At 73.8% G+C, this 11,012-nt stretch carries 10 protein-coding genes; 3 read left to right on the forward strand and 7 right to left on the reverse strand.

From position 1 onward, the window contains the following. Positions 1-2: 2 nt before the first annotated feature. Genes ACZ4VT_RS06970 through ACZ4VT_RS06990 form a run of 5 tightly spaced genes read right to left on the reverse strand, consistent with a single transcriptional unit; the run spans position 3 to position 5,209 of the window. Positions 3-1,118: a DegT/DnrJ/EryC1/StrS family aminotransferase gene (locus ACZ4VT_RS06970; protein ID WP_467947315.1), complete on the reverse strand. Its 1,116-nt coding sequence runs from the start codon at positions 1,116-1,118 to the stop codon at positions 3-5. Next, the gene (locus tag ACZ4VT_RS06975; protein WP_467947317.1) at positions 1,115-1,882 is read right to left on the reverse strand and encodes a NeuD/PglB/VioB family sugar acetyltransferase; all 768 of its coding nucleotides are present in this window, start codon (positions 1,880-1,882) and stop codon (positions 1,115-1,117) included. The genes ACZ4VT_RS06970 and ACZ4VT_RS06975 overlap by 4 nt, the downstream gene beginning before the upstream one ends. Further along, positions 1,879-3,036 (reverse strand): DegT/DnrJ/EryC1/StrS family aminotransferase, encoded by a 1,158-nt coding sequence (locus ACZ4VT_RS06980; protein ID WP_467947319.1) that lies wholly within the window; start codon positions 3,034-3,036, stop codon positions 1,879-1,881. Before ACZ4VT_RS06980 ends, ACZ4VT_RS06975 begins: the two co-directional genes overlap by 4 nt. Beyond that, on the reverse strand, positions 3,033-4,061 hold the full coding sequence (locus tag ACZ4VT_RS06985) for an NAD-dependent epimerase/dehydratase family protein (RefSeq protein WP_467947321.1): 1,029 nt from the start codon (positions 4,059-4,061) through the stop codon (positions 3,033-3,035). The genes ACZ4VT_RS06980 and ACZ4VT_RS06985 overlap by 4 nt, the downstream gene beginning before the upstream one ends. Positions 4,062-4,117: 56 nt before the next feature. Next, positions 4,118-5,209: a Gfo/Idh/MocA family protein gene (locus ACZ4VT_RS06990; protein ID WP_467947323.1), complete on the reverse strand. Its 1,092-nt coding sequence runs from the start codon at positions 5,207-5,209 to the stop codon at positions 4,118-4,120. A 325-nt stretch (positions 5,210-5,534) separates the two neighbouring features. Here ACZ4VT_RS06990 and ACZ4VT_RS06995 point away from each other — a divergent pair, with 325 nt between their 5' ends. The 3 genes from ACZ4VT_RS06995 to ACZ4VT_RS07005 all read left to right on the forward strand — a co-directional run bounded on the left by ACZ4VT_RS06995 (position 5,535) and on the right by ACZ4VT_RS07005 (position 8,954). After that, complete coding sequence (locus ACZ4VT_RS06995; protein ID WP_467947325.1) at positions 5,535-6,413, forward strand: glycosyltransferase; 879 nt, start codon at positions 5,535-5,537, stop codon at positions 6,411-6,413. 167 nt (positions 6,414-6,580) lie between these two features. Continuing rightward, positions 6,581-7,924, forward strand: coding sequence for an MFS transporter (locus tag ACZ4VT_RS07000; RefSeq protein WP_467947327.1), 1,344 nt, complete (start codon positions 6,581-6,583; stop codon positions 7,922-7,924). 10 nt (positions 7,925-7,934) lie between these two features. Continuing rightward, the gene (locus ACZ4VT_RS07005; protein ID WP_467947329.1) at positions 7,935-8,954 is read left to right on the forward strand and encodes a TolB family protein; all 1,020 of its coding nucleotides are present in this window, start codon (positions 7,935-7,937) and stop codon (positions 8,952-8,954) included. 33 nt (positions 8,955-8,987) lie between these two features. Here the strand turns inward: ACZ4VT_RS07005 and ACZ4VT_RS07010 are convergent, their stop codons facing one another. Together ACZ4VT_RS07010 and ACZ4VT_RS07015 are read right to left on the reverse strand one after the other, a co-directional pair. Next, positions 8,988-9,833: an alpha/beta hydrolase family protein gene (locus ACZ4VT_RS07010; RefSeq protein WP_467947330.1), complete on the reverse strand. Its 846-nt coding sequence runs from the start codon at positions 9,831-9,833 to the stop codon at positions 8,988-8,990. A gap of 14 nt (positions 9,834-9,847) precedes the next feature. Then, positions 9,848-11,011, reverse strand: a complete 1,164-nt coding sequence (locus tag ACZ4VT_RS07015; protein WP_467947332.1) for an acyl-CoA dehydrogenase family protein — start codon at positions 11,009-11,011, stop codon at positions 9,848-9,850. Position 11,012: the final 1 nt, after the last annotated feature.

Raw genomic sequence — 11,012 nt, forward strand, 5'->3', positions numbered from 1 at the left:
CGTCAGCGCAGGGTGCCGCTGAGCGCGTCCACGACCCGCCGCTGCTGGTCGGCGGTGATCTGCGGGAAGAGGGGGAGGGAGAGCATCCGGTCCGCGGCCTCCTCGGCGTGCGGGAAGGCGCCGCGGCCGTGCCCGAGGTGGGCGAAGGCCGGGGTGAGGTGGACCGGGGCCGGATAGTGCACGCCCGCGCCGATGCCCTCCGCGTTGAGCTTGCCGACGACGGCGTCGCGGTCCGCTCCGGCGACCCGTACGACGTACAGGTGCCACACGTGGACGTTGCCCTCCGCCGTGAGCGGCAGGGTGACCCGGCCGGCCGCCGCGAGCTCGCCGAGGAGGCCGTCGTAGCGGGCGGCCGCGGCCCGGCGGGCCGCGTTCCCCTCCGCCAGCCGGGCCAGCTTCGCCCGCAGCACCACGGCCTGCAGGCCGTCCAGCCGGCTGTTGAAACCGGTCACGTCGTGCCGGTACTTGGCGACGCCGCCGTGGTTGGCCAGGGCCCGGACCAGGTCCGCGCTCTCCTCGTCGTCGGTCACCACCGCGCCCGCGTCGCCGTACGCGCCCAGGTTCTTGCCCGGGTAGAAGCTGGTCGCGGCGATCCCGCCGCTGCCGGGGGAGCGGCCGTCGCGGGTCGCACCCTGGCTCTGCGCGGCGTCCTCGACGATCCGCACGTGCGCCGGCAACCGCGAGGTCAGCTCCGCGGTCGCGGCGCACTGCCCGTACAGGTGGACCGGGACCACCGCGCGGGTGGCCTTCCCGACCGCGTCCAGCGCGGCCTCCGGGTCCATCAGCAGCGTGTCGGGAAGGCAGTCGACCAGCACCGGCCGGGCGCCGATCCGGGCGACGGCGCCCGCGGTCGCGATGAAGGTGTTGGCGGGCAGCACCACCTCGTCGCCCACCCCCACCCCACTGGCCCGCAGCGCCAGTTCGAGGGCGTCGGTGCCGTTGGCGACGCCCACGCAGTGCCCGACGCCGGCGAACTCGGCGTACTCGCGCTCGAACGCGCGGACCTCCTCGCCGCCGATGAAGGCGGTGTCCGCGAGGACACGGTCGAATCCGGCCTGCAATTCCCCGGCCACCTCGGCGTGCGCCGCCTTCAGGTCCACGAGCGGTATCTGGTTCATGCGACTGGGCTCCCCATCCGTGTCCCCGGCCGGCGGCCGGTCATCTCCCCATCGGTCCGCAGCTCGTCGAGCGCCGGAGCGTCCGCGGCGCGCAGCCGGCGGGCCGGGCTCCCGGCCCACACCTCGCCCGGCGGCACATCGGCCAGGACCGTGCTTCCCATACCGGTCAGCGACCAGGCGCCGACCGTCGTGTACTCGCGGACCAGCGAGCCCGCCCCCACATAGGCCCCCCGCCCCAGCCGCACCCCGCCGCCGAGGCGCACGCCCGAGGCGAGCGTGGCGAAGTCCCCGACCGCGTCGTCGTGGGTGAGGACCACCTGCGGCATCACCGCCACGTGCGAGCCCACCCGGACGGCGGCCGTCAGCACGCAGTGCGCGAGCAGCACCGAGCCCGCGCCGAGCACCGAGGACCCCGACACCACCGCCGTGGGGTGGACCACCGTCGCGTAGCGGTTCACGGGCAGCCCCAGCCGCCGTACGAGGCGGGCGCGTACGGCGTAGTCGCGCGGGCTGCCCACGCAGACCACCACCCGGGCGGCCCACAGCTCGTGCACCCGGTCGCTGCCGCCCAGCACCGGCACCCCGTCCACGTCCCGGCCCTCCAGCGCCGGGTCGTCGTCGAGGTGCCCGGCGAGCCGCCACCGCGGCGGGAGGCCCCGCGCCGCGTCGGCGGCGGCCACGTCCCGGACCGCCTGGGCGGTCTCCCGGGCGAACCCGCCCGCGCCGACGATCAGCAGGTCCTCGGTCTGCCGCGGCCCGTTCATCCGCCGGCCTGTTCCCGCAGCACCGTCACCACCCGGTCCTGCTCGGCGTCGGTCATGGCGTGGAACAGCGGCAGGATCAGCGAATCGCGGCTGATCCGCTCGGTCACCGGCAGCGGCGCCGCCCCGTGCCCGGCGTACGCCGGCTCCAGGTGCGAGGCCATGATCCCGCGGCGGGCCGAGATCCCCGCCTCGGAGAGCGCCGCGAGCAGCTCGTCCCGGCCGGCCGGGAAGTCCTCGGCCGGCAGCACCCAGTACGACTGGAAGTTGCCCTGGCCGTGAGCGGGGTCCCGGACCGGGGTGAGCCCCGGCACGTCGCGCAGCAGCTCCTCGTACCGGGCGGCAAGCCGCCGGCGCCGGGCGACGATCTCGTCCAGCTTGCCGAGCTGCACCAGGCCGACCGCGGCCTGGATGTCGGTCATCCGGTAGTTGTAGCCGACCTCCAGGTAGCTCTCGACGATCGGCTTGCTGCTCGCGTGCCGCTGCGCCGCCGACACGTTCATCCCGTGCTCGCGCAGCCGGCGCAGCCGCTCCGCCCACCGCGCGTCGTCCGTGGTCAGCATGCCGCCCTCGCCGGTGGTGATCACCTTGCGGGGGTGGAAGGACCAGGCGGCCAGCAGGGCGCCGTGGCCCACCGACTTGCCGCCGACCGTCGCGCCGATGCCGCAGGCGGCGTCCTCCACCAGGGCGACGTCCCAGCCGGCGCACGCCGCGCGCAGCGCGTGCACGTCCGCGGGCACCCCGCCCTGATGGACGGCGAGCACCGCCTTCGTGCGGGGCGTGCGGACCGCGTCAACGGTGGCCGGGGTGAGGTTTCCGGTGGCCTCCTCGACGTCCGCGAACACCGGCCGCGCGCCCACGTAGCGGACCGCGTTGGCGGTGGCGATGAAGGACAGCGAGGGAACGATCACCTCGTCGCCCGGGCCCAGGTCCAGCGCGACGAGGGCCAGGTGCAGGGCGGTGGTGCAGGAACTCACCGCGATGCCGTGCTCGGCGCCCACCCGCTCCGCGAAGGCCCGCTCGAACTCGGCGACCCGCGGGCCCTGGGCCACCCAGCCCGAGAGCACGGCGTCGGCCGCGGCCTTCGCCTCCGCCTCGCCCAGCCACGGCACCATGACCGGGATGCGGGCGGGCGGTACGGGATCCTGCGCGCTCATCGGCCGGTCTCCCCGGCCGCGGTGTCGGCCGCCGCCGCGGCAGCCGCCGCCGCGGAGTCGGCGGCGCGCTCGGCCCGCCACCAGTCGACCAGGTCGCGGAGCCCGCTGCGCAGGTCGATCCCGGCGGTGAAGCCGAGCCGCTCCGCGGCCTGCGCGGTGTCCGCGAGCCGGCGGGTCACGCCGTTCACGGCGCGCGCCGGACCGTGCTCCGGCACCAGGCCGTCCGCGCCCATCGCCTCCAGCAGGCCGTTCGCCAGCTCCAGCAGGCTGGTCTCGGTCCCGCTCGCGATGTTGAACACCTCGTCGGTCAGGTCCGATTCGGCGGCCAGCAGGTTGGCGCGCGCGATGTCCCGCACGTCGACGAAGTCCATGGTCTGGAGGCCGTCTCCGAGGATCAGCGGGGGCTCGCCCGAGGCGATGCGCTCCATCCAGCGGATCAGCACCTCGGTGTAGAGCCCGTGGATGTCCATCCGCGGCCCGTACACGTTGAAGTAGCGCAGGGCGACGTAGTCCAGCCCGTACATGGAGTGGAAGCTGCGCAGCATCCCCTCGTTGAACGCCTTCGCGGCGCCGTAGAAGGTGTCGTTGTTGTACGGGTGGTGGCGCTCGGTGGTGGGGAACTGCTCGGCCAGCCCGTAGACCGAGGCCGAGGACGAGGCGATCACCTTGCCCACCCCGGCGGCGGCCGCCGCCTCCAGCACGTTGAACGTGCCGTCCACCATGACCTCGTTCGCCAGCCGCGGCTCCTCCGCGCACTGGGTGATCCGGATGGCCGCCAGGTGGAACACCAGCTCGGCGCCCTCCGTCACCTTGCGCACCGCCGCCAGGTCGCGGATGTCCCCCTCGACGACCTCCACCACACCGCTCGGCAGGGCGCGGGCCAGGTTGGCCGTCCGCCCCCGCACGAAGTTGTCGAGCACGACGACCTCGCGTGCCCCGTTGTCCACCAGCAGGTCCACCAGGTGCGAGCCGATCGTGCCCGCTCCGCCGGTGACCAGAATCCTCTTGCCTCGTACGCTGCTCAACGCCCTGCCCCCACTGAGTCGTTCATCGTCTTTCGTGTCGCTGACCCGCGAAACGGTCAGCGGCCGGTGCGCAGTCCGACGACCGCGCCCTTGAACTCCAGGCTCCGGGAGGCCGCTTCCAGGATGTCCAGCACCTTCAGGCCCGCCCGCCCGTCGGTCAGCGCGGGCCGCCCCGAGCCGATCGCCGCGGCGAACTCCTCGACCATGCTGCGCAGCGCCTCCTTCTCACCGATCGCGGGCGCCACCATGTCGCCGGTCCGGTAGGAGACGAGCATGTCGCGGCGCTCGTCCGCGCCGATCTCCTGCGGGGTGCTCAGCTCCACGCCGCGGTCGAACACGGCCACGCGCTGGGAGGGGTTGAGGTCGTCCCACACCAGGGTGCGCTTGGACCCGCCGACCATGGTGGTGCGCACCTTCGTCGGGGACAGCCAGTTGACGTGCACGTGCGCGATGGCACCGGTGCTCAGCTGGAGCGTCAGATAGGCCACGCAGGACTGTCCGGCCCCGATCGGGTCGGCTCCGTGCGCGGCGACGGCCACGGGCCGGACGTGGTCCGGGAGGATGAAGTCGAGGACCGACAGGTCGTGCGGGGCCAGGTCCCACAGGACGTCGATGTCCTTCTGGACGAGCCCCAGGTTGATCCGTACCGAGTCGACGAAGTGGATCTCGCCGAGTTCGCCGGAGCGGACCATCTCCCGGATGCGGCCCACCGCCGGGGTATAGCAGTACGTGTGGTCGCACATCAGCGTGAGACCGCGTTCCTCGGCCTCGTTGACGAGCCGCAGCCCGTCCTCGTACGTGGCCGCGAGGGGCTTCTCCACCAGGACGTGCTTGCCGGCGCGCAGGGCGGCCAGCGCGACGTCCAGGTGCGTTCCGGCCGGCGTGGCGACGGCCACCGCGTCGACCTCCGGATCGGCGAGGACCGCCGCGTAGTCCGAGGTCGCCTGGACGGTGGAGTAGGCCCCGAGCACCTGCCGGGCCCGGTCGACGTTCAGATCACAGAGCCAGCGCAGCCGGAACTGCGGACTGGACTGGAAGTTGCGCACGAGATTGGGGCCCCAGTAGCCCGCACCGACCACGGCGACGCCTAACGGCTCCGCCCGGCCGGCGGCCTTCGCGCCGGTGTCCTTCACAGTGTTGGGCTTCACAGCGTTCCCCTTCCTTCCGCGCACGCCGACCGGCGTGCCGACAACTCGTGGCCGGGGCGCGTGGGAGGGAGGGGTTGCCGTCGAGGGCAGGCCGGACGCCTGCGCGACCCGTGCCTGACCCGCTCAACGGTGATGGCCCCCCACAACCGATGCTTCGCGTGTTCCGCGTACTACCCCCCGGCCGGCCGCATGTTCCCCCAAGCAGCCGAACCCGTACCTCTTGCCGAAACCGCTCGGCGCCGCTCAATCTAGTCCACCGGGCGTACCCCCGGGCAGAGTTGGCGGAATCGTCCGGCCCAGGTGTTCGACCGTGCATACTGCCCGGGTGACCAGCATCGTGATACCGGCCCACAACGAGAGCCGGGTCATCGGCCGGCTCCTGGACGCGCTCCTGGCCGACGCCGATTCCGACACCCTCACCGACACGGACGGCCCCGACATCGTCGTGGTGTGCAACGGCTGCACGGACGACACCGCCCGGGTGGCGGCCGCGCGCGGGCCCCGGGTACGGGTCGTGGAGATCCCGACTCCCTCCAAACACACGGCACTCCGGGTCGGGGACGAGCACGCGCGGGGCTTCCCCCGCCTCTACGTGGACGCCGACGTGGTCGTCGGGGCCGCCGACGTGCGGGCCCTGACCGGCGCGCTCGCCGGGAGCCCCGGCCTGCTCGCCGCCGCCCCCGGCCGCGACATCCCGCTGGCCGGCTGCGCCCGGCCGGTCCGGGCGTACTACCGGGTGTGGCAGCGGCTTCCGGCCGTCCGCGAGGGCCTGTTCGGGCGGGGGGTCATCGCGGTGACCGAACCGGGGCACGCGCGGATCGCCGCGCTCCCCCCGCTGATGGCCGACGACCTGGCCGCGTCCCTCGCCTTCGGGCCGGGGGAGCGGCGCGTGGTCGAGGCGGCCCGGGTCGTCGTGCACCCGCCGCGCACCTGGCCCGACCTGGTCCGGCGGCGGATCCGCGCGGCGACCTCCGCCGCCGAGTTCGAGCGCTTCCAGGCCTCGCGACGGGCCGGCGCGGCCGCCCCGTCCGCCCGTACGGGCACGTCCGATCTGCGCGCCCTCCTGCGGGAGCAGCCGCGGCTGCTCCCCGGGGTGCTGGTCTTCGTCGTGGCCGCGCTCGCCGCCCGCAGGGGGTCCCGCAAGGCCATCCGGACCCAGGACTTCTCCACCTGGCTGCGGGACGAGAGCAGCCGGCAGGGCTGACCGGCTCGATCCCGGCGATCGGGACGTCCGGTCGAATCGGGACGTCCGGCCGAATCGGGACGTCCGGCCGAATCGGGCCGTACGCCGCACCGTTGGCCCGTACAACCATTAGGGTTTCCTTCGCACGTTCGAGTGACTCAGACCGCTGGCACCGGGAGCTCCAGAGCATGTACCTCGCGGACCGCTCCGCGCCCTCGCCCGCGGACACGCAGACCGCGCCGGACGGCAGACGCTTACGGGCCCCCGCCGTCAGTTCGGCCGTACTGGCCCTCGGCACGGTCAGTCTGATCACCGACGTCTCCTCGGAGATGGTCACCGCCGTCCTGCCCCTGTACCTGATCGCGGGGCTCGGCCTGAGCCCGCTCGGTTTCGGCGCGCTCGACGGCCTCTACAACGGAGTCAGCGCCCTGGTGCAGCTGACCGGCGGCCATCTCGCCGACCGGGTCCGCAACCACAAACTGATCGCCGGCATCGGCTACGGCCTGTCCGCCCTGTGCAAGCCGCTGTTGCTCTTCGCCCACAGCCTCGGCCCGATCAGCGTGATCCTCGCGCTGGAACGCACCGGCAAGGGCCTGCGCACCGCCCCGCGCGACGCCATGATCTCCCTCTCCACCCCGGCGGACGCACAAGGCCGTGCCTTCGGCGTGCACCGGGCCATGGACACCACCGGGGCGCTGCTCGGCCCGCTCGCCGCGTTCCTCGTCCTGAGCGTCGCGGTCGACGGCTACGACGCGGTCTTCGGCGTCAGCGCGTGCGTCGCGGTGCTCGGTGTCGTGGTGCTCATGCTGTTCGTCCCGTCCGGCGGCGGCGAGGCCCCGACCCGGCCGTCCGGCGGCCGCAGCGCCGCGGCCCGCCCGGACCCCGTACGGCTGCGCGACGCGCTCGGCCTGCTGCGCCTGCCCCGGCTGCGCAACCTGGCGATCTGCGCCGTCCTGCTGGGCGTCACCACCGTCAGCGACGCCTTCGTCTACCTGCTGTTGCAGCGCCGCACCGGCATCGCCGACCAGTGGTTCCCGCTGCTGCCGCTGGGCACCGCCGCGGTGTTCCTGCTGCTGGCCGTCCCCGCCGGGAGCCTCGCCGACCGGATCGGCCGGCGCACCGTGTTCCTGACGGGGCACGGACTCCTGCTGGCCGGGTACGGGCTGCTGCTGTGGGCCCCGGACTGGCCGCCGCTGCCCTACCTCGTCCTCGCGCTGCACGGCATGTTCTACGCCGCCACCGACGGGGTGCTGCCCGCCGCCGTGGCCGCCACCGTCCCCGGGCGGCTGCGCGCCACCGGCCTGGCCCTGGTCGGCACCGGCCAGGCGCTGGCCCGCTTCGGCTGCTCGCTGGCCTTCGGCGGGGCGTGGAGCCTCTGGGGCGCCGGCCCGGCACTCGCCGCCGCGGCGGCGGGGCTGCTGTGCTGCGCGGCCGTCGCCGGACTCGTCCTGCGTCCCGAGGCCCCCGGCGACACGCCGGCTGACCCGCCCGCCGGCACGCCCGCCCTTCCCGACCCGACCCGAAGCCCGTGAGGCCCCTCGTATGACGCTGTCGTTGTCACGCCGCCTGCTCGTCCTCGCGGTGGCGGTGCTGCTGCTCGGAGGTCTCGCCGCCGTACTGGTGGTACGCGCCGCCGACCGCGCCGGGCGGCCGGGGACGGGCGGCCCGGAGACCGCCGCGGGTGGCGTCACGCTCACCCGGCAGGGCGAACTGTTCTTCCTCGACAGCGGACAGGGCCCCCACCGCGGGGCCCTCGCCTCGGTCCCGGCCGGCGCGCCGCAGTCCGCGCGCACCGCCTCCGACCTCAACTGCCGGCGTTTCCACGCCGCCGCGGGCACCGGCGTGTGCCTGCGCTCCTCGCCGGGCGCGCTCGCCCAGGACAACAAGGCCCTGATCGTCGACGCCGACCTGCGCACGGTGCGCAGCCTGCCGCTCGCGGGCACCCCGAGCCGCGCCCGCGTCTCGCCCAGCGGCCGGTTCGCCGCCTGGACCGTCTTCGTCTCGGGCGAGTCCTACGGCTCCGCGTTCTTCTCCACCCGGACCGCGATCCTGGACACGCGCACCGGCAAGCTCGAATCCAGCCTGGAGGAGTTCGCCATCTCCATGGACGGCCGGGACTACCGCGCCCAGGACGTGAACTTCTGGGGCGTCACCTTCTCCAAGGACGACGACACCTTCTACGCCACCCTCGCCACCGCCGGCCGGACCCATCTGGTCAAGGGGTCGATCTCCCGGCGCACCGTCACCACCCTGGCGCAGAACGTCGAATGCCCGTCGCTGTCGCCGGACGAGACCCGCATCGCGTACAAGAAGCGGGTGCGGCCCGGCGCCACGCTGTGGCGCGAACACGTCATGGACCTGGGTACGCTCCGCGAGCACGCGCTCGCCGAGAAGCGCAGCGTGGACGACCAGGCCGCGTGGCTCGACGACCGGACCCTCGCCTACGCCCTGCCCACCGACGGTGCCGCCGACAGCACGGACCTGTGGACCGTGCCCGCCGACGGCACCGGCGCCCCCCGGCTGCTGACCTCCGGCGCCTTCTCCCCGTCCCGCCCGGGCTGACGGGCCCGCGTACGGGCCCGTCAGCCCGGGCGGTCAGGCCCGGTCCACGAAGGTCCTCACCCGTTCGACGAGCGAGGCGGCGTCCCGGATCCACCCGTAGTGCCGGCTGCCCGGCGCCCCTTCGCCGAGGACCAGCTCCCAGTGCGTCACCCGCGCGCTCGTGAGCTTGTCGCTGAGCCCCCGCACCCCGGCGGGCGGGGCCATCCCGTCGCCCTTGACGGTCACCGCGAGCACCGGCAGGTCCAGCTTGGCCAGCCAGGGCTCGAAGTCCACGGGGGAGGACGGCACGTCGTAGCGGCCCGTCCGGACCTGGGTGGCCATGTCCCGCAGGATCTGCGCGGAGTCGTTGCCCAGCACTCCGATGCGCCGGCCGGGGAAGTACCCGTACGCCGAGGAGAACGCGGCCGCGAGCTGGAATCCCGCGAGCATCCCCAGACTCCGCGGGAACGGCCAGCCGCGGTAGTGGCAGGACGGGGCGCCCACCAGGACCGCGCCCGCGGCCATGTGCGGTTCCTGGCTCAGGTAGAGCGTGCCGAGCTGCCCCCCGAGGCTGTGCCCCAGGAGGTGGCGCGGCGCTCCGGGGAAGGCGGCCGCGACCGTGCGGAACAGCGCGGGGAGGTCGTACGCCACGATCTCGTGGTAGCCGTAGCGCACCCCGCGCCCCGCCTGCACGGAACTCGTCCCCTGCCCCCGCAGCTCACCGACGGCCACCTGGAACCCCGCCCCGGCGAGGGCCTGCGCCAGCGGGGTGTAGGCGGCGGCCCTGGTGCCCATGGCGGGCATGCACACCAGCACGGGAGCCGACGGGTCGTCGGTCCTGCGGTACAGCCGGACGTCGGCCGTGGCGCCGTCGTCGGCGCGCACGGTCTCCGTGGTCATCTCTGTGGACGGAATTACAGGCCTCCCTCGCTCGTGGCCATCCTGCGCATCTCCCGGAACACGTTCAACAGCTGGATCTCGCTCGATCCTTCGAAGATCGTGAGGGCGCGCGCGTCGCGCCAGCGCTTCTCCACCCCGTAGTCGGCGGCGATGCCCCGCCAGCCGTACAGCTGCAGGATCTCGTTCGACGCGCGCACGGCCAGTTCCGTCGCGGCGTACTTCGCCATGGAGCTCTCCTTGCCGAAGGGCAGCCCCTGATCGGCGAGGGCCGTGGCCTCCTCCAGGAGCTTGCGCGCCGCGCAGAGCTCCACGTACAGCCGCCCCAGGGTCAGCTGCACGTGGCTCAGGGTGTCCATGCGGTCGTCCGGGTAGACCCGGCGCTCGCCCACCCACGTCAGCGCGTCCTTGAGCATGGCGGCCACGAGTCCGGTGCCGCACGCGGCCCCGCCGATGCGGATGGTCGCCAGGAGCTCGTTCAGCAGGAACTCCCCGTCACCGGCCCGTCCGATCAGGCTGACCGGCTCCAGGGCCACGTCCCGGAAGGTGACCGAGGGCGTGGGAAGGCAGCGGAAGGCCGCCTTCTCGATGTCCTCGCTCACGGTCACACCAGGAGCATCGCGCGGGACGGCGAAGAACGACAGACCCCGTTTGCGGTTGTCGATCACCGTGTTGGCCAGGACGAGGAACACGTCGGCGACGGTCCCGTTGCCGGACATGCACTTGCCGCCGTTGAGCAGCCAGCCCGCATCGGTCCGCACGGCGCGGGTGGTGGCCGCCAGCAGGTTCGAGCCGTTCTCGGGCTCGGTGAGCCCGAGCGCCGCGTACCCGTTGTCCTTCAGGAGCCGGGTGACGAAGAGCTCCTGCTGCTCCGGGGTGCCGGCGGCGACCACGGGATGCAGGGCGCCGCGGTTGAACACCAGCGTCCAGGTCATCCCGGGGCAGACCGCCGACAGTTCGGTGATGCCCTCGGCGAACTCCGTGTACGAGAGCCCGGCGCCGCCCAGTTCCTCGGGGAAGGCCGCGTTGAGGATCCCCTGCGCCGCCGCCCGTTCGTGGATCGGGACGGGGAACGTCCGCTGCTCGTCGTAGTGGCGTACGTGCGGTGCCATCACCTCATCGGCAAACGTGCGGAATATCTGCTTCCACTCTGATCGACTGCGCGATTCTTCCACGACCATC

This window comes from Streptomyces sp. NPDC029164 (assembly GCF_055563995.1).

Coding starts and splice junctions, on each gene's coding strand:
- ACZ4VT_RS06970 (WP_467947315.1), bottom strand. CDS start 1,118: ATGAACCAGATACCGCTCGTGGACCTGAAGGCGGCGCACGCCGAGGTG.
- ACZ4VT_RS06975 (WP_467947317.1), bottom strand. CDS start 1,882: ATGAACGGGCCGCGGCAGACCGAGGACCTGCTGATCGTCGGCGCGGGC.
- ACZ4VT_RS06980 (WP_467947319.1), bottom strand. CDS start 3,036: ATGAGCGCGCAGGATCCCGTACCGCCCGCCCGCATCCCGGTCATGGTG.
- ACZ4VT_RS07000 (WP_467947327.1), top strand. CDS start 6,581: ATGTACCTCGCGGACCGCTCCGCGCCCTCGCCCGCGGACACGCAGACC.
- ACZ4VT_RS07005 (WP_467947329.1), top strand. CDS start 7,935: ATGACGCTGTCGTTGTCACGCCGCCTGCTCGTCCTCGCGGTGGCGGTG.
- ACZ4VT_RS07010 (WP_467947330.1), bottom strand. CDS start 9,833: ATGACCACGGAGACCGTGCGCGCCGACGACGGCGCCACGGCCGACGTC.
- ACZ4VT_RS07015 (WP_467947332.1), bottom strand. CDS start 11,011: ATGGTCGTGGAAGAATCGCGCAGTCGATCAGAGTGGAAGCAGATATTC.